The organism is Bradyrhizobium sp. Rc2d (assembly GCF_900099855.1).
GTDB lineage: Bacteria > Pseudomonadota > Alphaproteobacteria > Rhizobiales > Xanthobacteraceae > Bradyrhizobium.
The window spans coordinates 18,967-40,362 of the sequence record NZ_FNCU01000063.1; the positions used below are offsets into that span (position 1 = coordinate 18,967).

Sequence of the window (21,396 nt, forward strand, 5' to 3'; positions counted from 1 at the left end):
CCGAGTTGCCAAAGAACGATCTGGGACATCGAGGCCTCGAAAAGAGCGATCCGGGACCGGAAAGAAGGATTCGGGGCGCACGATCGAGAACATGGCGAGCGCCGAGCCCGTGCAGATGTCGCAGGGCTTCGTGGCCTGCACGCCGTATGAGCCCCACGGCGATGCGCATGATGGTCGGCGATCAGGTGATCTGGATGCGGCCGGCAGGCCCACCGGAGTTCGTGTCGGCGCCATCGAAGACGAGTGTCGCCCGATGAACGAATGGCGCCTGATGAAGAATGATCCGCCGCCAAGCGATTCCGATCGTCCTGGTGGCGCGCGAACCTGGAACCTGCGCGACCGTCGCGGCTTCGAGACGTCCGGTCGCCGCAATCTGTTCAACGACTCGGGCTGGGTCGAAAGCGGCCTGAACCGTGAGCTGTGGCCGACGCATTGGAGTGAAGCGTGAACGCCCCCTCATCCTCGCCCGCCTCGCCGCCGTGTCCTTCATCCAGAACGCGGCCTTCACCGCCGTCAGCCGCTCGCGCAACTCCGGCGACGTGGCGCATCACGCCAAGTGGTCGGTGGGCATCGAACGGCGTCTGGTTCGTGACGCAGATCCTGATCTATTCGAGCGTCTGGAAGGCGATCGAGACCGGCAGCTACGGCCTCATTGCCGCGGCCGGCGTCGTCTACGTCGCGAGCACGACGGCCGGGAGCTGCTGGATGATGGCGAAGATGCTTCGGAGCGAGACCGGGAAGCAAATGGTTGGAGCAAGGTGATGGGGAACAATCAGGCTACGGTCGATAAGCTCGCAGCGAAGAATCCTGGCGCGATGGAATTCGCAGCAGCGCTTCAGGCCATCGCGTTTTTGAAGGCTTCACCGGAACTTCCGGTCCCGACAGTTCATGACGCCGACTTCGGCGACACCCTCGGAGTAGCGCTCCAATGGACCGACAAAGGACGGCGCATGTGGTGCCCGGCTGTCTTTTCCGGAGACAGCGATTTCGACTGGTTGGTGTGCGGACCGCCGCCGGGCGAGGACCGCGAGCCCGACGACATTCGCGATATTTCCGTCCACCGCGGAGCGCCGCAGGCGATGGTGGATTATCTGAACATGATGATGCGAGAGGGTACGTGATGGCCGTAGAAGTCGAACTCGAACGGCGCCTTCAGGACGTCGCCACCAGTTTCACGAAGTAGTCTCCATCCGCATCACGGAGGAGACGACGCAGAGTCTGATCGATGCCATGACCGATGGGGATGGCGAGACGTACGACCGCATCATGGACAGGGTGGAAGACGAGCTGCGCGCGCAGATGCGGGCGCGGGTGGCTGTCTCATCTTCCCTAGACGTTCACCTGAAATCCGGCCGGCACCCGTCCTCTTCGTGACGCCCTGTCCGGCTGGTGCAACCGTCTGCGAGCAGGCGCATCGTGACCTCTTTCCATAGGCTTCCGCCGTCGTAGCGCCGCAGGGCTTCCTCGCGGCTGATCGTGACGACGCGAAAGCACTTCAAGCATTCGACCTTCAGCTCGCTGGCTCTCATCTCGGCGAGCGTGCGGCCGGCGGCAGGCCGGTTGGTCTCGGCGCGCGAATCCGCCAGCACCGACGCCCACCAAGCGTCCTCGTCGTCGACGTAAACGCGGCGCCGCTGCGCCTCAGCGATCTTGCGCGCGGTGTCCTCGATCCGCTGCTGCTTCGGCGTCGGAAAGCGCCAGTCCGCGGCCCGTCGTCCCGCCATCACGTTCTCCTTGACCAGAGAACGTATAGAGAACAAAATCGATCCTTCCGGTCAACGATGTGATTTCGCCATGACGGAAGCTCGTCGGCGGTCATGCCGAAATCACAAGGAATCCTTCGCCATGTCCGATCCCGCCGAGCAATCCGCCGACGAGGCCGCCGAGCTGGAGCTCGCCGCCGCCCAGGCGATCGAGGCGTGCGGCGGCGACATGTTCGCGACCATCAAGGCGCTGATCGTCGCGAATTCGCTGCTCGAGCAGGAGCTCGCGGACGTCTATGCGAAGGCGAGCAAAGGATTCCTGCGCGGGCGCCGGGTGCCGAAGCGGAAGGACTCGAACGAAGCGTGAAGACCCCAGAATCTGGTGGTTGGCTATTACGGGTGCGGGCGAGGAGACCAGGCGGGAATCTCGACGACGAGGTCCTCGATGAAGCCGGCGTTCTCAGACGCTCCGGGTCCCCTCGGATACCCGCGCGGGTTGCAGACGATGCGCGTCTCTCCGACCATATAGTCGTGCGTGTCGTGGACGTGCCCGTGAATAAATAATGCCGGCTGATGCTCCGCTATGATGGTGCTCAGATCCGAGACGAAACTAGCGTTGATCGCGCCGTCGCCCTCATAGCGCTCATGAAGCGATCCGGGGTGGATTCCGTGATGCGTGATGCAGACGGTCGGGCCGTCGTGCTCCTCCGCAAGTCGCTCGGTCAGCCACTTCCGTTCCATCCAGTGCCTCTTGAGCGCCTCCTTCGGCGTGAACGGCGCCGGGAATTCCGCGCCGCCCGACGTGCGGATGTATTTGTGGTCGTTCAGCATCCCGCCGGCGCCGAGCCCGTGCGCCTGGCTATCGGCCTCGAAGCGATAGTCGGTCCAGAGCGTGCAGCCCAGGAAGCGCACGCCGTCGATGACCGGCACCGCATCGGCGTCCAGGAACGTCACGTTGGTGCCGCGCGCGGCGTCGCGGATCTTGGCCGCGGCGTCCTCCAGCACGGAGCCGTAGTATTCGTGGTTGCCGGCGACGAACAGCACCTGCTTGCCCCACAGCGCGCGCTGGTTGGTCAGCCAGCTCACCGCCCGATAGGCGTGGTGGATGTCGCCGGCGAACACCGCGACGTCGAAGTCGATGTCGGGGACGTCGTAGCCGTGCGGCCAGACTTCGCCGTGCAGGTCGGATGCGATGAACAGTTTCATGGCGGCACGATCGTGCCTGCGCCGGCAAGAGGCAAGCATCGGGTACAACGGCGGGGCAAAAACGCGATTTTGCCCCCGCAAAGTACCCCCCAGCTTTCAAAGGATTCGACTCGCGCGGGCGCCTGAATGATGGCAACGTCGGCCGTGCTACACCGTGTCCACCACGGTGCTACACCCGTCGAATCCGGCGGTTTGAAAATGCCTTGTTTTGCAGGGATTCTTCGCTGTCTGGAATGGCTGGCGGAGAGAGTGGGATTCGCAGCAAACGCGGGAAAAATTGCTGCAAATCAATTACTTAAAAGAACTTCTCTCGCCCCCGTTCGACCTTTGCTTCGTGGCGATGACCAGTCAACGCCTTGCTAGGCCCTGGCAGAGCAAACCATCTTTCAGCCAGACGTGGACCTGTTGGCTTAAGCAAGCGACCTACGGCTTAGGAAACCGTTCTCCCGTATATTAGATCAATGGCTTAGCGGACGAGCGTTGCAAATCTGTTGCAAAGAAAGGATTCGCGACTATGCCCTGCTGACGCAGGACACTGCCCACCCGGTCCAGCGACCAGCCAATCATGCGTTCAGTTCGTATATTTCCGCAACTCAAGCCGCGCAATCTGGTTACGGTGCACCTCGTCAGGCCCGTCCGCCAGCCGCAACAGACGCGCGGTAGCGTAGGCCGCGGCCAACCCGAAATCGTTACTGGTGCCCCCGCCGCCATGGGCCTGGATCGCCCAGTCGATGATCTGACACGCCATATTCGGCACGGCGACCTTGATCATCGCAATTTCGACTTTGGCCACCTTGTTGCCGACGGTATCCATGGCTTGGGCCGCGTTCAGTGTCAGCAGCCGCGCCTGCTCGATCATGATGCGGGCCTCGGCGATGCGCTCTTGCGTCACGGTCTGCTCCGATACCGGCTTGCCGAAGGCCACACGGCTCGCGGTCCGTCGACACATCTTCTCGAGCGTCCGCTCGGCAAGACCGATCAGACGCATGCAATGATGGATGCGGCCCGGACCTAGGCGGCCCTGCGCAATCTCGAAGCCACGGCCCTCCCCCAGCAACATGTTGCTGGCGGGCACCCGGACATCCCTGAACACAACTTCGGAGGCACGATCGGGCACGCCGTAGAAGCCGAATACCGGAAGTGGCCGCAGGACCTCGACCCCGGGCGTGTCCATCGGCACCAGGATCATCGACTGCTGCCGGTGCCGGTCCGGATTATCGGGATCAGTCTTGCCCATGAAAATGCAGATCTTGCAGCGTGGATCGGTGGCATTGGTCGTGTACCACTTCCGGCCGTTGATGATGTAATGGTCCCCATCTCGCACGATGAGACTTTCGATGTTCGTGGCATCGCTCGATGCGACGGCCGGCTCGGTCATCGCAAAGCAGGAGCGGATCTCACCGGCGAGCAGCGGCTTCAACCAGCGCTCCTGCTGCGCGCTGGTGCCATACCGCGCCAGCACCTCCATGTTGCCGGTGTCTGGCGCAGAGCAGTTGAACAGCTCGGGTGCCAGATGCGAGCGGCCCATCACCTCGCATAAGGGCGCATATTCAAGATTGGTCAGGCCCGCGCCATGCTCGCTTTCCGGCAGGAACAGGTTCCAGAGCCCTTCAGCCTGCGCCTTTGGCTTCAGCTCCTCGACGATTGGATACACTTTCCAAGGTCCCAGTTCTTCAGCTTCGCGATAGAAGCGCTCTTCGTTCGGATAGACGTGACGGTCCATGAACGATTCGAGGCGGCGCTTGAGCGCGTTGACGTTGTCGGATGCCGGATAGAGCATTGTTTTGCGTTCCTGCCTGCAGCGACCGCTAGTGGATCGCTGCGTACATGATCTTTTCCTCCGTCGCCTGCGACGCCGGCATTTCTTCCACGATCCGTCCGCCGCGCGCCACCAGGATCCGGTCGGAGACCGTCAGGATCTCCGGCAGATAGGAGGAAATCACGATAACCGCCTTGCCTTCTGCGGCGAGCGCGCGGATCGAGGCATGAATCTGCGGGATCGCGCCGACATCCACGCCTCTGGTCGGCTCATCAAAGATGATCAGCGAAGGCTCCTGGGCGAGCGATTTCGCCACCACCACCTTCTGCTGGTTTCCGCCGGAATATTCGACGATCTTCAGGCTGCGCTTGAGTGCGGAGATCGACAGCGCGCTGATCCAGCGATCGGCGATCGCCCGCCGCTCCCTAAACGAATAGAGCAGCCGACGCCGTTTCGGCGAGGCCAAGTAACCGAGATAGACATTGTCGTCCACCGTCATCGTCTCGAAGAAGCCGTCGAGCTTGCGGTCTTCGGTGATGTAGACGATGCCGTCGCGCACGGCCTGTCGCGGCACCTGATAGCGCACCGGCTTGTCCTTGAGGTAGATCAGTCCGCCGCGCAGGAAATTGCGCTTCCTGGCGCCGCAGATGATGTGAGCGATCTCGGTCCGCCCCGACCCGACCAGGCCGGCGACGCCAACCACCTCTCCCTCATAGACCGAGAACGACATGTTCTTGACGATGCTTCCCATCGTCACGTTCTCGACCGCCAGCACGCGACGCTTCTCGCGCGATGGCTCCGCCGTGGACACGGCCGATCCGCCGATCTCCGCCGCGGCATATCGCGTCGCGGCAACGTCACGCCCGACCATCATGCGCACGATCGTTGGCCGGTCCAGTTCACCGGCACGTCCGGTGTGGACCAGCTTGCCGTCGCGCAGCACCGTGATGCGGTCGGCAATCTTGAGCGCCTCCTCCAGAGCATGCGAGATGAAGATGATGCCGACGCCCTTGGCACGCAGGCTGTTGAGAAGATGGAACAGATGCTGGATCTCCTCGGGCGTCAGGCTCGCGGTCGGCTCGTCGAAGATGATGACCCTGGCGTTGTGGCGGACGGCGCGGGCGATTTCCACCATCTGCCGCTTCGCGGTGCCGAGCGTCTCGACCAGCGCCAGCGGATCGACATTGAAGTTCAGGGCTTGCTGGGACTGCTGGGCGGCGATGTTGATCTTGCGGTAGACCGTGAAGAATTTCTCCATTCCCAGCTCGAGATTTTGCGCAACGGTCATGGAGGGGACCAGGCTGGTCTCCTGGTACACCATGGCGACGCCGTTCCTCAGCGCCTCGCCTGGCGAGGCGAAAGAAACCTTCTGGCCGCCCAGGACATAATCGCCGGACGACAGCTCGATCGCACCCGCGATCGCCTTGCACAGTGTCGATTTGCCGGCCCCGTTCTCGCCCAACACGGCATGGATCTCGCCGGCGCGAAGCTCGAAGTCGACCTTGTCGATGGCGTGGATGCCGCCATACACCTTGCTGCCCGCGATGACGCGCAGCAGCGATCCGGATTCGGTGCTGGTCATGTCAATCTCCCGGCGGTCGGGTTCATCGCCAGCTCGGCGATCTTGCCATGCCCCTTGGACGCGACCAGCACCCGGCCCCGATCGACGATCACCGACGTCAGACCATGCAATTTCCCTGAACTCCGGCTGTGGAAGCTCTCGATCGCATTGCCATCAGCATCAAGCCGCGCCACCAGTCCATACGACCGCGGCGGCGCCCAGGGTTTCTGAATGCCGAGCTTCTTGATACGTCCGATCTGCGTCGGCTCACGGTAATCGAACGTGCCGCCGAGCGTGGGGCCGACCCACAGATGCGGCGGCACGTTGGCCATCATGCGGGTTCGAAACGCATGCTCGCGCAGCACGAATTCCGTCAACTGGGTGCGGAGCGCGAAGAAAGCGATCCAGTAGTCACCATTCTCGCCCCGGACGATCCGAGCCGGATAGCCCGTAAAGTTTTTCACCAGGACCCGTCGATTCTGTCCGGTCAAGTCATAAGCACTGAGACGATGCGGCCAGGATTCGGTCACCAGCACGCCGCGACCGTCGTGCGCGATCGCGACCCCGGCAGGCCAGTCAAGTCCACCGACGATCGCCTGCGCCTTGTTCAGTCCAGCGTCGCAGGCGATGAGTCGCCCCGAGGGCGCGCGCTTTTGCATCAGATCGGCAAGCCATCGATCGGATGGATTGTGGCGCGAGCCCTCCGTGATGAAGATCGAGCCGTCATCTGCGATTGCAATCGCAGTCGGACAGTGCAGCGGCGTATCCTCGACCGTCGTCACCCAGCCGGTAGGCTTGCCCGATGCGTTCACGGCGCAAACGCCGCGGCCTGACACCGCGACCAGAAGGCCCGTTCGCTCGGACCAGGCGAGAGCACCGGCATTCGCGTCGAACTGGATCAGCGGCCGACGACTTTCGAAGTCGGCGCCGGTACAGGCAAACACGGTGGTCCCCGACGAGACGAACAGTGTGCCACCATCGTCCAGAGTCATGGCGTCGGGCGCCTCCATCGCCGCACCGATCTGGCGTGCGGAATCGAGCTTTTCGTTGGGCGAGAATCCGCCGTCGAGGACCGGAATCGCGTGGACGTCCCGATCGGGAAAGAAAACGCGATCAAAGATATCACGCGCTAACGACATGATCCGCCCTCGGTATGATCACATCCGCTTTGGTACGTGCCTTCCTGTCTCCGCCCCAGTACGAATCCCAACCGGTCCAGGTCGGATCTGCATCGGGCAGCCGAAGCCTTCCGATCCTGTTGTTTTCAAGACCGCCGATATAAAGGTAGCCCTTGTGCTCACGCATCGACGTGATCGTCGGATGGGATATGCCGCCGGGATCCCACAGCGACTCATGGATCGTCCCGGCGTCGTCAAATTTCACGACACAGCCGAAGTTGATGCCTGGGCACAGCCATTCGTCGGGCGGAATCTGCTTCACCATGCGCTTGCGAAATGCGGGATCAGCCATCGCCAGATCGTAGACCGGCGAGCGGAGCCCCACCAAGGCAAGCCAGTATTTGCCGTCGGAAGCGCGGTTGATGTTGTCGGGGTAGCCGGGAAGATTGTCCGCGAGCAGTTCGAGCGTGCCGGCCTTCTCCCCTGCGATCCAGTACCGATAGATGCGGCAGAGCCAGGTGCTGACCCAGAGCACCGCGCGGCCGTCGTGCGAGATGCAGACGCCGTTCGGGAACGCGAGGTTGGACAGAACCGTCTCGGTCTTTCCCGTCGCCGGATCATGGCAGACGAGCCGGCCGTTGCCACGGCCTTCGAAACCGTCCAGCGCCCAGTCCGAGAGATCGTATCGGGTGGTGGCGTCGCTGAAATAGATCTTGCCGTCAGGAGCAACGTCGAGGTCGTCGGCCAGCCACAGCCGGGAATCGTCCTTGAAGCGATACCAGGTGCGGTTGGTCTCGTCGGTGACCTTGAAGACGCTCCGATCCGGCCTCACACCATAGACGCCCATGCCGGCGACGCAGACCAGCAGGTTCTCGTCGCGATCGAGCGCCATGCCGAGCGGTCTGCCGCCGATGCGGGCGAATTCCTCGCGCTGCTCATAGTCCGGCGCGAGAAAGCGGATGATCGATCCGTTGCGGTTGACGGTGTAGAGATGGTCGTTGCGATCGAGGACGATGTCTTCCGGCCCCTCGATGCGGTCGAGCGCGATGGCCTCAGCATTCTTCAACCGATCGTTCTCGGCGAACACCGTGCCGCTGTTGCGCTCGATCGAAGGTGGCGGCGTGAATTCGACCAGGCTCGGGCTCACATAGATCTTCTGCAAGATCTTGCTCTTGTTCTTGACGAATTTGACGTTGAAGCCAACTGCAGCCAGAAGGATCCCACCGATCGCAGCCGTCGTCAGGCTGCCATGAGTGCCAAGCTGCACGAGGCCGTTGACGAGCAGGAAGATGATCGCGGCTCCCATCAACGCGCGACTGATGGTCCCACGCCCGCCGCTGAGGCTGATGCCGCCGAGCACGGCGGCAGCCAGCGCATTCACCTCCCAGCCGACGCCGGTGTCGGTCCCCGCGCTGTTCTGACGAGCGGCGTAGAGAATGCCGGCCAGCGAAGCCAGTAGTCCCGACAGGACGTAGGCCAGGAACAACGACCGTTTGACATTGATGCCGGCGTGACGCGCCGCCTTGCGACTCGAACCGACGGCCATGATATGCACGCCCGACCGGATGCGCGTCAGGTAGAGATGTGCGACGATACCGATCGCGATCAGCAACACCATGTTGATCGGAATGCCGAGCACGAACCCGGTGCCGAGAAAGTCCCAGGCGGCGCTGTCCGACGAGGCCCCGGCCAGTTCCGTCGCAAACATGCCGGTGATCTTGTTGTACGCTGCCCGGGTGATGATCAGGACGACCATAGTCGTCAGAAATGGCCGCGTCTTGGCATAGGCGATCAGCCCGCCATTGACAGCGCCGATTAGTGCGCCCCAGGCCAGCACGGTGAGAACGGTCAGCGGCAAAGGCCATTCCTGCACCTGAAGAAGGTACAGAGTGAGAAAGTCGGCCATCGCGAACACGGCCCCAACCGACAGATCGATGCCGCCGGACAGGATCGAGATCGCCATGGCCATCGCGACGAAGGCCTGCTCCGGGAAGCTGCGCATCAATTGTTGCAGCTGCGCAAGCGACGTATAGCCGGGTATCGTCAGGATAAAGACGACGAAGACCAGCAGCAGCAGCGTGAATGGCACGACCGGCTCCATCCAGCGCTTTTCAAGGAGTTCGCCAAGCACAAGCTGCGGCGAGTAACGGTACCAGAGACGTCGCAACGCGTTCATTGCCATCCACTCGTCAATTGCGGACGCCTGCGCTTGCGCCGGCGTCCGCACCATCTCAATTCTGAACGCGGCTATTCCTTCGGCACGACAAAGCAATACTGGCGATCATCCTTGCCCGAGACCCAGTAGTTCGTCGTGTAATAGGCGAGCTGCGTCGTGCCGGCCGGACGGCTGTCCTGCAGCAGGGTCAGCACGGCGTTGACGATCGCCTCGCCCTGGGTGTCGGCGCGATAGGACAGGTTTTTGGTGAACAGTCCCTGCTCCACCATGTCGCAATCCGCCGGCTGACCATCACTGGCGACGAAGATTTTCACCTGCCCCTGCTTGCCGGCGTTCTTGACGACCTGGGCAGCTCCCGCGGTCTGCGGCCCCCAGACGCTGAAGATGCCGCACAGGTCGGGGTTCTGCTGCAGCACGTTCGTGGTGACCTCGGCGGCCTTGTTCGCATCCCAGTTAGTTGGTTGCGAGGAGACGACTTTGATCGACTTGTCGCCGTTGAGGACCTCGGTCGCGGCCTTGGTCATGTCGAGGGAATAGGCGGCCGTCGCTTCGCCCTGGAGGATTGCGACTTTGCCGGAGCCCTTGCCGCCGCCACAGGTCTTGACCACCTCCTCCGCGAGCATGCGCCCGAGCTTGGGCACATCGGCGCCGACATAGGCGTCCGTCAGCTGGTTGGAAGCCATGTTGACCTGGATCACCTTGATGCCGCTGTCCATCGCGCGCTTGAGCTCGCGCGCCAGCAGCGTCGTGGTCGGATTCTGGACGATCAGGATGTCAGGCTTCTCGTTGATTAGCGAGCTCACCGCCTGCAGCTGGACGTCCGACTTGAAATTCGGATCGCGAACAATCAGCTTGACGCCATAGTCGTCGAAATGCGCCTTCATCACCCGCGTCCACTCCGACTCCAGGACGCCGAGCCAAACCGGCACCCAGGCGACGGTCTTGCCCTTTACAGCCGTTTGAAACTTCTGGAACAGCTCAGCACGCGGATCGGCGGCATGAGCCGCACTGATCGACCCGACAGAGATCGCGGCAATCGCTGCGCTCGCAATACCCGCGGATATCCATTTCAAGTTCACATTTCGAGTGATTGACATTTGCTCCTCCTGATTTTCTGGCGTGCTTATTGATCGATGTCGGTCAGTCGCCCTGCTTGGCGGTCTCCTCGTCACGCGGATGAATGTAGCTGTCGAGCGCGATGGCCAGCAGCAGCACGGCTCCCTTGATCATGTCCTGGGTCTGAATATCGAGATTCATGATCGTCATCGCGTTGAGCAGCACACCAATGAGCAGCGTGCCGGCAATCACGCTCGCGACGTTGCCGCGCCCGCCGACCAGGCTGACACCCCCCAGCACGACGACGAGGATGACGTCGAAGATCATTGTCGATTCCGCGACCTGCAGATGCATCAGCGACGTCGAGCCGACCATGATCACGCCACCGACATAGCCGATCGCCGAGCAGATCCCGTATTCGAGCATCGTCAGCGGCCGCGTCGCCATGCCGGACAGCCGCGCCGCCTGCGCGTTGTCGCCATGGGCATAAATGAACCGTCCAAGCACGGTGCGGGACAGAAACAGGTGCAGCGCCAGCGCACAGATGGCAAACGCAATCACCGGAACCGGCAATCCGCCAGCGACCGTGCCGCCGAGTTTCAGCAACCAGTCGTGTCCAGGCTGCAGGAAGACCTGATAGTGCGGCACCACCAGCGCTCGGGTGACGCCGAGCACCAACAAGCCCGAGGCGAGCGTGGTGAACAGCGCCGGAATTTCGACCACTGACACCAGGAAGCCGTTCGCAACCCCGATCGCGATCGATAGCAGCAGGCCGATCCCGATTGCAGCGGGCGCTGGCCATCCGGCATTGATCAGGGTGACGGCAATCGCCGCCGAGCAGGCGAGCGTGGCGATCTGCGACAGGTCGATGCCGCGCCCGATCACCACGACAGCCATGCCGAGTGCAAGAATACCAAGGATCGAGATGTTGCGCGCCAGCGTGAACAAATTGCCAAGCGTCACGAATCCGGGAAGGACGGCGCTCAGCACGGCAAGCAGAACGACGGTGACGCCGAGGACGATCGTCGCCTGGCTTGGCCCAGACCTGGCACGTTGCTGTCGGCTACCGGCCGCGATCTCACTCGACACGACATCCTCCCGCGCTCGTCGGGCCGCTCTAGCGACCGGCCCCTGTCGCATGACCCGGGCCAGCCGAAGATCAAAAACGAACAGGTTGTTTCTTGTACCTTATTTGTTATAACAAGCTAAACAGAGGTTCCCCTGCATGTCAATGATCTCAGCGGCACGCTCGAACGTCGCGCCGTCCGACAAAGAGCAAAGTCCTTTCGGCGTGCAGATCACAAAGGAAAGCGTCAGCCAGCAGGCCTACAGCGCGATCCGCAATTCACTGATGCGAAGCCGCCTGAAGCCGGGGCAGAAACTCGTGGCACGCCAAGTTGCCGATGAACTCGGCATCAGCGTCACCCCGGTGCGGGAATCCCTGCTCCGTCTCGTCTCCGAGCGCGCATTGACGCTTGACGAGCGCGGCACAGTGATGGTGCCGATCCTGACCCTCGAGCAATGTATCGAGATCAGGGATCTCCGTATGTTGATCGAGGGCGAGGGGGCGGCGCGCGCCGCGAAATTCGCGACTAGGGCCGACGTCGAGGAGCTTGCTTCGATTCACAGCCGCTACTTGGAGACGGAGACTGGCCGCAATTTTGCGGCGGCGCTTGCCGAAAACGAGAACTTCCATTTCGCCGTCTGCCGCCTGGCGCGATCGCCCGCATTGTTCGGGGTGGTCGAAAATCTCTGGATGCAGTTCGGTCCCACCCTCTCCTATCTCTACGACTCTCAGTCGCGGCCATTTCATGGCCAGAAGCACGGCCACCTCCGCGTCATTGACGCCTTGCGGCGGGGCGATCCGGAACTCGCTCGGAAAGCGATGAGCCAGGACATCCTGATCGGCGGCAAGGCCCTGCTGCAAAAGCTGGAGGCTTAAGGAGCCACGTGGCTTCCGATGGGCAAGTGAAGGCGGAACGCGACATGCATGATGGTATCTGGTTGGACAGCGGCCTAGGTGGGACACCCCGCCCCGAAGTGCACTACGATGGCCGTACGATGCTTTGCTTCCCCGAACGGCCTGCCACGCTCGTGGACATGTTTGCCGATCTCGTGCGTCGTTTCCCGGACCGACCGGCCATCATCGAGGATCGCATCATCAGCTATCGCGAATTAGCGGATCTGGTCGCGGCGATCAGCGCCAATTTGGCCGGGCTTGGCGTGACACAGGGTGACCGCGTCGCGTTATTCCTCGGAAACTGCTGGGAATTCCTGCCTTGCGTGATCGCCTGCAACCGGATCGGCGTCATCGTGGTGCCGATCGGCACGCGTCAGCGACAGGCGGAATTGACCTTCCTGCTCAATGACAGCGGCGCCAAGGCGCTGATCTTCGAGAGCGATCTGAGCGACGCCGTGCCCCCGCGGCAAGACGTGCCCTCCCTCGCCCACCGGTTTGCCATCCGCGGCGTCGCCACCGATGCAGGGTCGTTCGACGATCTGCTTGCGCCAGGCGGACCCGCGACTCAGGCCGAGGACGTGTGGGAAGAAGACGTCGCCGTCATCCTTTATACGTCGGGCACCACGGGACGTCCGAAAGGCGCCCAACTGACGCACCTTGGTATCATCCACTCCGCGCTCAGCTTCGCACGCTGTCACGGCCTGAACGAGACCGATCGCGCACTGGTTGCCGTCCCGCTATCGCACGTCACCGGCCTGGTCGGTGTCGCACTTTCGGCCATGATCGTTGGCGGCTGCGTCGTGCTGATGCGTCAAGCGTTCAAGTCCGGGGACTTTCTGGCTCTCGCGAGCCGCGAACGGATCACCTATTCGATTCTCGTTCCGACCATCTATACCCTTTGCGCGATGTCGCCGGACCTCGATAAGCACGACCTGTCGGCTTGGCGGATCGGGTGTTTTGGCGGCGCGCCGATGCCCGTTGCGACAATCGAGACGCTGGCGACGAGACTGCCCCGCCTGGAACTGCTCAATGCGTATGGGGCAACCGAGACGACCTCGCCCGCAACCATCATGCCGCGAACGCAGTGGCGCGGACATATCGACAGCGTCGGGATGTGCGTGCCCTGCGGCCGGATCAAGGTCGTCGATGACAACGGGGTCGAAGTTCCCAGGGGGGCGCCGGGCGAGCTGTGGATCGCCGGACCGATGGTTGTCCCCGGATATTGGCGGCGCCCCGATGCAAACCAAAGCGAGTTCGTCGACGGGTTCTGGCGTTCGGGCGACGTCGGCTCGATGGACGCCGATGGATTTGTACGCGTATTCGACCGCAAGAAGGACATGATCAACCGCGGCGGCTTCAAGGTGTTCAGCGCCGAGGTCGAGAATGTCCTTTGCAGCCTGGATGGCGTGCTGGAATGCGCCATTGTCGGTCGTGCTGATCCGGTTCTTGGAGAGCGCGTGCATGCGGTCGTCGTCGTTCCGGAAGGAAGCATGCTTGCGGAGGCAGCCGTGAAGGCATTCTGCGCGGAGCGATTGTCGGATTACAAGGTGCCGGAAACGGTCACGCTGCGGACGATACCGCTCCCGCGCAATGCAAACGGCAAGGTTCTGAAAGCCGAGCTGCGCGAGCAGCAAGACGCGAAACTGATTTGATTGCGGGATACTCCGCTCTCATTAGGTCAATGCTTGGCCTCGGAACGCTCGCAGTGGATTATGCGAACCAAAAACGCCATGCATATTCCGCCGTCATTGCGGCTCCCAAAGCCACGATCGCGGCTCTCACGGCGGCCGCCGGCAGCACGCCAACCAGTTTTCCGCCCGCAAAGCCACCGGCCAGTGCGCCCACCAGCATCACAAGAGTCGATGGCCAATTGATCGTGCCGGAAAGAGCAAAAATCACGACCCCTGCAAGAGCTGCCACTGTGGCATAGAGGTTCTTGAGTGCGTTGAGTGTGCGCAAGGATTCTTTGCCCGTCAGCGTGAGAAGCGCAAGGAGCATCACTCCCAATCCAGCGCCGAAATAGCCGCCATAGATCGAGACGGGCAAAAGCCAGCCGTTGCGGGCGCCGCCGGCATGCGAGCGACTCGCTGTGAGCCTTTGTAGTCGCGGTCCCAGCCCGAACAGGATGGTAGCCGCGGCGATCAGAGCTGGAACCAAGAGCGTAAAGAAACGCTCGGAGGTCGCCAACAACAGGAGAGCACCGGCGAGACCACCGATCGTTGTCAATATCAGACCGACGATCACTGATCGTTCCCGCGGCACCATCGCCCGATCTGCGATGGCGGCCATGGTGTGACCTGGAGTAACGGCAAGGGCGTTCGAAGCGGTGGCGACCACAGGCGGCAAGCCGGTCAAGAGCATTGCCGGAAACGTTAGCAATGTCGCCCCACCTGCAAGAGCATTCATCACTCCGCCAAGGAAGCCAGCTCCGATCAGAATCAACACGTTGACGAAATCCACCGATCCCCCCAAAATTTGGCCAGCATTGCTCAAGACAGCGGCTCGACTTCTTCATCCGAACAATGCCGAACGCAATGTTGCTTCGATACACGATGCAATCTCGAGCAAGCGCGTGTCAGAATTCCTTCGTCCGATGAGCATCAGCCCTATCGGAAGCCCATCAACAGCCAGCGGCAGGGAGACCGACGGACAATCGAGCATGTTGGCAACGCGCGGATTGCGCAGCACGAGACCATTGAGCTCATGGAACGCCGCATCCTCCGCAACGGAAGAGATCAGCGGCGCACGGATCGGCGTCGTCGGCAGCACAAACACCTCGTTGTTGCCGAAAGACTGTTCAAAGGATCGGATCACGGCATGTCTGAGCCGCACCATGCGCACATAGTCCGTGCCGAGAATGCCGGCGCCGGCCTCGATGCGGACGCGCGTTCGAGGATCGACCCCATCCAGCGCCGAGACCCCTAAACTGCGCAGCGTTGCTCCGACCTCGATCGACGGGAAGGTGCCGATCTTGTCGATTTGGGCGAGATCGTCTAGAGCGGCCTCGATGGTCCCCTCCTTGATCTGCAAGCCGCCGGATCGAAGCCGCTCCATGGCCTTCTCGAACGCAGCGAGTACCTCGGGTTCGCATCGATCGAACAAGCGTCCGCGGGCAATGTTCAGGCGGAACGTGCCCGGGGATGCGGGCCGCAGCGGCGACTGCGCGCCTTCACCTGAAAGCACCTGATCGGCCACGAAGCAATCCTCGACGTTCGCGGCGATCGGACCGATCGTGTCGAGACTCGATGACAGGGAGAACGCGCCGGCGGTCGGCACGAAACCGCTGGTCGGCTTGAAGCCCACCGCTCCCGACAGCGCGGCTGGAATTCGCAGGGAGCCGCCGGTGTCGCTGCCAATGGCGAAGTCGGCCATCCCCTCGATAACGGACACGGCCGCGCCCGATGACGATCCTCCAGGAACGCGGGTGGGGTCTCGAGGATTGGCCGGCATCCCGTCGTGTGGGTTCGTACGCAGCCGAAAAGGCACAGCTTGATGCGCGACTGCGGCAGCTTGGGGTGGCCGCTGCTACAAACGTTGCTAGTGGCCGGCGCCAGTGTCCACGAGTGCTTCCAAAGTACAGAAATCCTGACCCACCGAGACTTGGGCTGGGCGAGGCAAGCAGCCCCGTTGGCTCAGTGCACAGTTGGCCTCGGGCAAAACCCTCGACGACTTTCGTATCCCGGACGATCACACAGGTCGAAGCCATGTTGAGTAAAGGCCGGCAAAACGACACAATTCCGCGTCCGCTAGTGAATGGTTGACTTCACCGGATCTACCGATTCTCGGAGACGTGTATTCTCCTCGGCCTCTTGCACTCGGGCTCGAAGGATCTCCAGTTCGGCACGCTGACAAATGAGCGCCTGAGTGCGCTGGCTCAGAATAACGCGGTTGTAACGGCTTCTCATTATACGCCCCCAATTTTTCGAAGAATTGGCCCAGCTTTGGGCTTCAGAGTAGTTATCTCACGCGGCCAGATCATGCGAACCGGTCGAACTGGCGTTGCATTCTTCGAAGTAGGACGCCAGTTCAAGCTGAGCTACGTGCTCCCAATATTCTGCTTCGGCGAGGAGCTTCCATTTGCGGCCTGTTGACGGCACAGCGAACCCATCGCGCGCAAGCGTCGTACCTTCTCCACTGCGAACCTCCCGTTCAGCTTGTTTTCCGGAAGTCTATTATTTCTGATGCGTCGAAGTAAAATCCTGCAGACTGAGATTGCGAGCGATAGTCCGATATTTCACGGTCACTGATGACAGCGCAATCGTCTTAACTTTTCGTCTTGGCTTCTGAGTTGACGAGCGTGCAAAGCTGCGCGCAGGATGATGGCCTCTTCCGAGTCCTCCAAGTCCCCCAAAGTCGAGGCGCTCTTCAGGAAGGTCACGGCTCCAGCCCCACAACTGGAGCCGTTTTCCTTTGTTCGCGAAATCAGCCATGCTGCGCTTAGAACACAGGTAAGTTCTCAACAAGCGCACTCCGCTTCATTTCAGAACTGCAACTGTATTTGTGAAGCAGCGGTCGCTGAAGAATGGTTGGCTGCAATCAGTCCCGGCCAAGTACGTTTGATCCCGATCTATTGTGGGCCGGCGCATTGCACTAAAATGGCCGCCCTCGGGCGGCCTTTTTCCGTCTCGGCCACTCGGTATTGCGTGGTATCTGGTTCGAATAATCGACCATAGCAATCATCAGGCCGGCTACCTCCGCCGTGCCCTCTAATCGTTGAGGTCGCTCATTACCGCACACGTTCTGGTGCAGAACGGGGCACGGCTACGGCATCAGCGTGATCACATCTTTCGCCACTCGGCCCCGCGCTGGTGCTCCTTCGCCATCACCCTAGGCGCTTCCACGTCCCAGATAATCTTGTCAATCTCAGCACCATCCAGCGTGCGCTTGATACGCAACACGATGGACAGCACTATGACGACATCGCCATAGGGCATCAGCAGGTCGCGCGCGGCGATATCGCAATGCGCGAGGAAGCTCTCGACGGCGTCTTCGCTCTTACAGATGAGCAGCGCCAGCTCCCGCGCCTGCCGCAGATCGTCGGCAGCAGACCGGCTATCGCCGTCGCCCAACAGCATACACTCAGCGGCCCGACCGGCTGCCAGCTCCATGCAGTGACTATACACATTCGCAAATACGTCAGAGACCGAGCTGATATCATCCCCCGGCTTCGGCATCACAGGCGCGATGGCCTCCCGTACATCGGAGGCATCGCCGCGACCCTCAGCGAACGCTTCCACGTGCCGCTCGCCCCATACGCGGCCTTCGTAGCCCGAACCCGGGTCCACCGTCGCGCCACCCACTTGATGATCAACAGGCGCGCTGACGCGATGTGGCCCGCCTCGTGAATAGCGACCCGGCAGTCCTCGTCGTACGTGCGACCGAGTGAGGAGAGAAGTTTATAGTACTCATCGACCTCCGCATTCAGGCCGCTGCCACTGTCGCCAACCTCGACTTGGGCAGCGGCCTCCATCCCGCCGAGCCAGTTCACGGGCTGCGCATTGCCGGCCTCGGCCGGATTTTCTTCAGACATCGCCTAATGCCTTCTTGTGCCGCGCGAGCATGCGCGCGCGGCACACTGCGACAATGCTGTCACCCCGCTGCGGCATAGAGCGGGCGATCATCTCGGCCACAGCAGCCGGATGCGCGCCCCGCCGAGGCACGCTCGATGCGCTCACGTTCGGCACCGAGCTGGCGTTCGGCCTCCGTCTTCTGTCGCGCCAGCAGGACGAGCGCATCATCGATGCTGGCCAACGCTGATGCCGCCGCGTCCACGCTGGCCTGCAACTTATCCAGGGCACGCTGGTCGCCTAAGTCGCCCGACAGAAGCGCCTGCTGGCGGGTGGTGATCGCCTTGTCCAAGGCGACCTGCGCCATGGCGCGCTTTGTGGCGAGCTGTTCGCCGCGCGTCATCAGCGAGGCGATGATGGTTTCGAGTTTCTGCATGGGTGTTTTTCTGAAGGGATTTTTCATGCCGCCACGGTAGGGCCGACGTAATGTGATTTGCGTAGGCTCGCCGCGTGGAGCGGTCCACATTCGGTGCAGGTTATTGTGCCAATAAGCGATATTAGCCTGGTGGGCATCTTAGCGGGACTGTCGTATAATTAAGGCGAGAGGTCTCAATGCTATGGTGCAAAACCGACCAGCCCGGGTCGAGCGCAGGTTATCGGCGATACTAGCCGCTGACGTGGCCGGCTATTCACGGCTCATGCATAGCGACGAAGAGCCGACCCATACCAAACTGGCCGCGCTCTTAACAGACACTGTCAACCCGGCGATCGACGAACACGGCGGCCGCATTGTGAAGAACACCGGCGACGGACTTTTGGCAGAATTTCCGAGCGCCGTCCAAGCGGTTCGAGCTGCTGTGCAGTTTCAGACCCGCATCAAGGAACTAACGCTCGGCGACGCGGAAGACAGGCGTATTGCTTTCCGCGTCGGCGTCAACATCGGCGACGTGATCGTCGAGCTCCACGACATCTTTGGAGACGACGTCAATATTGCGGCAAGGCTGGAGAGCATTGCAGCGCCCGGTGGCATCTGCATCTCGTCTTCTGCCTACGAACATGTACGAGGCAAGGTCGGGGCTGAGTTCGTCGATATGGGCGAGCAGAACTTCAAGAATATCGACCGCCCGGTTCGAGCCTATGCCATGGTCCGGGATGGAATTAGCCCGACTACACAGAGTGGGCGAAGGACGGACCCATTTTCGCCACCCCGTCTTTCCATCGTGGTGCTGCCTTTCGCCAACCTTAGCGGTGATCCCGAGCAAGACTATTTTGTCGATGGTGTAACCGAGAGCCTGACCACGGACTTATCGCGCATCAGGGGCTCGTTCGTTATCGGCCGACACACCGCATTCACCTACAAAGGCAAGGCAGTCGATCTCAAACAGATCGGACGGGAGTTGAACGTCCGCTACGTGCTCGAAGGGTCGGTGCAGCGAAGTGGCAATCGGCTTCGGGTAAACGTGCAATTGAACGACGCCGCAACCGGCAACCATCTCTGGGCCGAACGATTTGACAAACTGATGGCCGATCTCTTTGACATGCAAGATGAAATCGTCTCGAGACTCGCCAATGCGTTGAGTACTCAGCTCATCGCGGCTGAAGCGAGGCGTGCAGAACGCTCCTTGCACCCCAGTGCTCTAGACTTGTATTTCCAGGGGATGGCTTGTTGGAACAAGCGTTGGACTCCCTTTCATATGACGCAGGCGCGGAGCTTTTTCGAACGCGCCCTAGAGCTCGATCCCGACAACGTCGATGCGCTGGTCGGAATCGCGGCAATCGATTCGGCAAGCGCCGGTCTTTTTATCCTCGATGACCCTGCAGTACGCCTTGCAGCGGCCGAAGCGGCCTTGATCAGGGCACTATCTTTGGCTCCGCAGCACGCCCTTGCTCACGTGTATCTTGGTGCCGTCCAATTGTGTTCGAACCGCGCGCCGCAAGGTATTGCTGAATTCGAGTATGCATTGGCTTTGAACCGGAATTTGGCCGAGGCCCACGCTTTCATCGGCGCCGCCAAAATATGTGTCGGTCGCGCCGCAGAAACGGAAGCCCATGTAAACGAAGCGCTGCACTTGTCTCCTCGCGATGAAGGTGTACATCGGTGGATGAGCTATGTTGGTTTCGCCAAACTGCACCTCGGAGACGATACCGAAGCAGTTGAGTGGTTACGTCGATGTTTGAAAGCTAATCCAAATTATCCCTATGCAAGATTTTGTCTCGCCGCTGCGTTTGCGCATCTCGGAGAGCTGGATGAGGCGCGGGCTGCTGTGAAAGAGGGACTTGCGCTTGATCCAACGTTTAGTATCCGTCGCTTCAAAGCTTATCCATATCGCGGCAATTCGACGTTCCGCGCCGGAAGCAGGCGCGTCATTAAAGGGATGCGCATGGCCGGGGTGCCGGAGGGTGGTGTCGGAGATGGGTCATAGGCCAAAGGCAGCCTAAACCCGTTTGGAAGTCCAATTTGTCCCCAGAGCGGATTATAGCGCTCCCTAACAAAGAACCGACGGTGCAAGCCCTCGGCCGGTCGCACACTCCTTCACTCGACCCGACGCAGGTCCCGGGACTGCGACCAGATCGACCAATATTCGCGCAGCCGGTTATCAGCCTTCACCCGTGCCGGTAGCCCGCCTTGATAGCTCTCCAGGTAGTCAAGCAGCCAAGCTGTGCCGATCAACCACGTCGCGGTCTTTTTGCGGAGCGACTGCCCCTTGCTGCTCGCGTCCTCGATCCAGCGGTAGATCGTCTGGTCGGTCACTTCGCAGATGGTCGCCGCCTGCGCGACGGTCAGTAAGCCGCCGTTGGCGATCTCATCAATTACGTCACCGGACGGCGGCTTCCATCCCAGCTCGGCAAGCATCTGCAAGTGCATCTCGATCATGCGATTGCGGTCGAACATCGGGTCACCTCTTATTCACAACTGGCGGCGACGGTGCGCGTTGACGTCGGCGACGTTGCCCTCCCATCCATGGGGATGATCGGTCGGCTCTTTTGGCAAGCCGAGCGAAGCGTTCGCGCTTGGCGGGATCAGAGGCAAGCTTGCTGAGCAGCGCGCAATCCTCAGCGTCGGTCAAAAGCTTTTCCAGCTTATCGGCGACGTCCATGGGATGCTGAGCCTGGACGGTTGGCCCGAGGACAGCGATGAGCCGATCTAGCAGCCACAGTTCCGCGCCGTTTTCATGCGGTAGGTACTGCGCGCGTTCTTTAGCTGCCTCATCGTCGGCGCATTCCAGATCGATCCGGCTGGCCACATGGCCGGCCTCGTCCAAAAGGTATGCGTAATAGGTTGCCATCAATTTTTTGCCGCTCTTTCCCAAATTGCAACTGATCGTAAACCCTGCCGCAGCTAATAGTTG

The 21,396-nt window shown here is 61.3% G+C and carries 21 protein-coding genes and 1 pseudogene; 7 read left to right on the forward strand and 15 right to left on the reverse strand.

What is annotated here, in order from left to right:
* Positions 1–91 precede the first annotated feature (91 nt).
* Complete coding sequence (locus tag BLV07_RS41030; RefSeq protein ID WP_091897921.1) at positions 92–448, forward strand: hypothetical protein; 357 nt, start codon at positions 92–94, stop codon at positions 446–448.
* A complete protein-coding gene (locus BLV07_RS47040) occupies positions 438–1,121 on the forward strand; it encodes a hypothetical protein (protein ID WP_143035674.1) in 684 nt (227 codons plus the stop codon). Before BLV07_RS41030 ends, BLV07_RS47040 begins: the two co-directional genes overlap by 11 nt.
* 216 nt (positions 1,122–1,337) lie before the next feature.
* Here the strand turns inward: BLV07_RS47040 and BLV07_RS41040 are convergent, their stop codons facing one another.
* Positions 1,338–1,724, reverse strand: a complete 387-nt coding sequence (locus tag BLV07_RS41040) for a hypothetical protein (RefSeq protein WP_091897925.1) — start codon at positions 1,722–1,724, stop codon at positions 1,338–1,340.
* Between the two features lie 121 nt (positions 1,725–1,845).
* Between BLV07_RS41040 and BLV07_RS41045 the strand changes: the two genes are divergently transcribed.
* The gene (locus tag BLV07_RS41045; protein WP_091897927.1) at positions 1,846–2,070 is read left to right on the forward strand and encodes a hypothetical protein; all 225 of its coding nucleotides are present in this window, start codon (positions 1,846–1,848) and stop codon (positions 2,068–2,070) included.
* Between the two features lie 26 nt (positions 2,071–2,096).
* Here the strand turns inward: BLV07_RS41045 and BLV07_RS41050 are convergent, their stop codons facing one another.
* From BLV07_RS41050 to BLV07_RS41080, 7 genes are all read right to left on the reverse strand, one after another.
* Positions 2,097–2,909 (reverse strand): metallophosphoesterase, encoded by an 813-nt coding sequence (locus BLV07_RS41050; RefSeq protein WP_176946099.1) that lies wholly within the window; start codon positions 2,907–2,909, stop codon positions 2,097–2,099.
* Between the two features lie 571 nt (positions 2,910–3,480).
* Entirely contained in the window at positions 3,481–4,689 is a 1,209-nt protein-coding gene (locus BLV07_RS41055; RefSeq protein WP_091897931.1) for an acyl-CoA dehydrogenase family protein, read from the reverse strand.
* Positions 4,690–4,717: 28 nt separating this feature from the next.
* Entirely contained in the window at positions 4,718–6,250 is a 1,533-nt protein-coding gene (locus BLV07_RS41060; protein ID WP_091897933.1) for a sugar ABC transporter ATP-binding protein, read from the reverse strand.
* Positions 6,247–7,368: an SMP-30/gluconolactonase/LRE family protein gene (locus BLV07_RS41065; RefSeq protein ID WP_091897935.1), complete on the reverse strand. Its 1,122-nt coding sequence runs from the start codon at positions 7,366–7,368 to the stop codon at positions 6,247–6,249. The genes BLV07_RS41060 and BLV07_RS41065 overlap by 4 nt, the downstream gene beginning before the upstream one ends.
* Positions 7,352–9,523, reverse strand: a complete 2,172-nt coding sequence (locus BLV07_RS41070) for an ABC transporter permease (protein WP_091897962.1) — start codon at positions 9,521–9,523, stop codon at positions 7,352–7,354. The genes BLV07_RS41065 and BLV07_RS41070 overlap by 17 nt, the downstream gene beginning before the upstream one ends.
* Positions 9,524–9,594: 71 nt before the next feature.
* A complete protein-coding gene (locus BLV07_RS41075) occupies positions 9,595–10,620 on the reverse strand; it encodes a sugar ABC transporter substrate-binding protein (protein ID WP_244551395.1) in 1,026 nt (341 codons plus the stop codon).
* Between the two features lie 43 nt (positions 10,621–10,663).
* A complete protein-coding gene (locus BLV07_RS41080) occupies positions 10,664–11,668 on the reverse strand; it encodes an ABC transporter permease (RefSeq protein ID WP_244551396.1) in 1,005 nt (334 codons plus the stop codon).
* A gap of 136 nt (positions 11,669–11,804) precedes the next feature.
* On the opposite strand from BLV07_RS41080, the gene BLV07_RS41085 reads away from it, so the two are divergent.
* Together BLV07_RS41085 and BLV07_RS41090 are read left to right on the forward strand one after the other, a co-directional pair.
* Positions 11,805–12,521: a GntR family transcriptional regulator gene (locus BLV07_RS41085; RefSeq protein WP_091897939.1), complete on the forward strand. Its 717-nt coding sequence runs from the start codon at positions 11,805–11,807 to the stop codon at positions 12,519–12,521.
* 44 nt (positions 12,522–12,565) lie between these two features.
* Complete coding sequence (locus tag BLV07_RS41090; protein WP_091897966.1) at positions 12,566–14,191, forward strand: class I adenylate-forming enzyme family protein; 1,626 nt, start codon at positions 12,566–12,568, stop codon at positions 14,189–14,191.
* 58 nt (positions 14,192–14,249) lie between these two features.
* Here the strand turns inward: BLV07_RS41090 and BLV07_RS41095 are convergent, their stop codons facing one another.
* Both BLV07_RS41095 and BLV07_RS41100 read right to left on the reverse strand, forming a co-directional pair.
* Positions 14,250–14,999 carry a sulfite exporter TauE/SafE family protein gene (locus BLV07_RS41095; protein ID WP_091897941.1) on the reverse strand — a complete coding sequence of 250 codons (750 nt, stop codon included), beginning with the start codon at positions 14,997–14,999 and terminating at the stop codon, positions 14,250–14,252.
* A 51-nt stretch (positions 15,000–15,050) separates the two neighbouring features.
* Positions 15,051–15,989, reverse strand: coding sequence for an amidase family protein (locus BLV07_RS41100; protein ID WP_244551397.1), 939 nt, complete (start codon positions 15,987–15,989; stop codon positions 15,051–15,053).
* A gap of 181 nt (positions 15,990–16,170) precedes the next feature.
* Here BLV07_RS41100 and BLV07_RS50520 point away from each other — a divergent pair.
* Positions 16,171–16,254, forward strand: a pseudogene (locus tag BLV07_RS50520) (hypothetical protein); the annotation flags it as partial.
* Positions 16,255–17,317: 1,063 nt separating this feature from the next.
* Here the strand turns inward: BLV07_RS50520 and BLV07_RS41110 are convergent.
* The 3 genes from BLV07_RS41110 to BLV07_RS41120 form a co-directional block, all read right to left on the reverse strand.
* Positions 17,318–17,608, reverse strand: a complete 291-nt coding sequence (locus BLV07_RS41110; RefSeq protein WP_210187851.1) for a hypothetical protein — start codon at positions 17,606–17,608, stop codon at positions 17,318–17,320.
* A 104-nt stretch (positions 17,609–17,712) separates the two neighbouring features.
* The gene (locus tag BLV07_RS41115; RefSeq protein WP_091897943.1) at positions 17,713–18,069 is read right to left on the reverse strand and encodes a hypothetical protein; all 357 of its coding nucleotides are present in this window, start codon (positions 18,067–18,069) and stop codon (positions 17,713–17,715) included.
* A 59-nt stretch (positions 18,070–18,128) separates the two neighbouring features.
* Positions 18,129–18,509, reverse strand: a complete 381-nt coding sequence (locus tag BLV07_RS41120) for a hypothetical protein (protein ID WP_143035675.1) — start codon at positions 18,507–18,509, stop codon at positions 18,129–18,131.
* Between the two features lie 154 nt (positions 18,510–18,663).
* Between BLV07_RS41120 and BLV07_RS41125 the strand changes: the two genes are divergently transcribed.
* Complete coding sequence (locus tag BLV07_RS41125) at positions 18,664–20,469, forward strand: adenylate/guanylate cyclase domain-containing protein (protein ID WP_091897947.1); 1,806 nt, start codon at positions 18,664–18,666, stop codon at positions 20,467–20,469.
* A 110-nt stretch (positions 20,470–20,579) separates the two neighbouring features.
* Here the strand turns inward: BLV07_RS41125 and BLV07_RS41130 are convergent, their stop codons facing one another.
* Both BLV07_RS41130 and BLV07_RS41135 read right to left on the reverse strand, forming a co-directional pair.
* Complete coding sequence (locus BLV07_RS41130; RefSeq protein ID WP_091897949.1) at positions 20,580–20,939, reverse strand: hypothetical protein; 360 nt, start codon at positions 20,937–20,939, stop codon at positions 20,580–20,582.
* A 4-nt stretch (positions 20,940–20,943) separates the two neighbouring features.
* Entirely contained in the window at positions 20,944–21,333 is a 390-nt protein-coding gene (locus tag BLV07_RS41135) for a hypothetical protein (RefSeq protein ID WP_091897951.1), read from the reverse strand.
* Positions 21,334–21,396 lie beyond the last annotated feature (63 nt).

Coding starts and splice junctions, on each gene's coding strand:
- BLV07_RS41085 (WP_091897939.1), top strand. CDS start 11,805: ATGTCAATGATCTCAGCGGCACGCTCGAACGTCGCGCCGTCCGACAAA.
- BLV07_RS41055 (WP_091897931.1), bottom strand. CDS start 4,689: ATGCTCTATCCGGCATCCGACAACGTCAACGCGCTCAAGCGCCGCCTC.
- BLV07_RS41120 (WP_143035675.1), bottom strand. CDS start 18,509: ATGAAAAATCCCTTCAGAAAAACACCCATGCAGAAACTCGAAACCATC.
- BLV07_RS41065 (WP_091897935.1), bottom strand. CDS start 7,368: ATGTCGTTAGCGCGTGATATCTTTGATCGCGTTTTCTTTCCCGATCGG.
- BLV07_RS41090 (WP_091897966.1), top strand. CDS start 12,566: ATGCATGATGGTATCTGGTTGGACAGCGGCCTAGGTGGGACACCCCGC.
- BLV07_RS41115 (WP_091897943.1), bottom strand. CDS start 18,069: ATGTCTGAAGAAAATCCGGCCGAGGCCGGCAATGCGCAGCCCGTGAAC.
- BLV07_RS41045 (WP_091897927.1), top strand. CDS start 1,846: ATGTCCGATCCCGCCGAGCAATCCGCCGACGAGGCCGCCGAGCTGGAG.
- BLV07_RS41135 (WP_091897951.1), bottom strand. CDS start 21,333: ATGGCAACCTATTACGCATACCTTTTGGACGAGGCCGGCCATGTGGCC.
- BLV07_RS41075 (WP_244551395.1), bottom strand. CDS start 10,620: ATGTCAATCACTCGAAATGTGAACTTGAAATGGATATCCGCGGGTATT.
- BLV07_RS41125 (WP_091897947.1), top strand. CDS start 18,664: ATGGTGCAAAACCGACCAGCCCGGGTCGAGCGCAGGTTATCGGCGATA.
- BLV07_RS41100 (WP_244551397.1), bottom strand. CDS start 15,989: ATGCCGGCCAATCCTCGAGACCCCACCCGCGTTCCTGGAGGATCGTCA.
- BLV07_RS41070 (WP_091897962.1), bottom strand. CDS start 9,523: ATGAACGCGTTGCGACGTCTCTGGTACCGTTACTCGCCGCAGCTTGTG.
- BLV07_RS41030 (WP_091897921.1), top strand. CDS start 92: ATGGCGAGCGCCGAGCCCGTGCAGATGTCGCAGGGCTTCGTGGCCTGC.
- BLV07_RS41040 (WP_091897925.1), bottom strand. CDS start 1,724: ATGGCGGGACGACGGGCCGCGGACTGGCGCTTTCCGACGCCGAAGCAG.
- BLV07_RS41130 (WP_091897949.1), bottom strand. CDS start 20,939: ATGTTCGACCGCAATCGCATGATCGAGATGCACTTGCAGATGCTTGCC.
- BLV07_RS41060 (WP_091897933.1), bottom strand. CDS start 6,250: ATGACCAGCACCGAATCCGGATCGCTGCTGCGCGTCATCGCGGGCAGC.
- BLV07_RS41050 (WP_176946099.1), bottom strand. CDS start 2,909: ATGAAACTGTTCATCGCATCCGACCTGCACGGCGAAGTCTGGCCGCAC.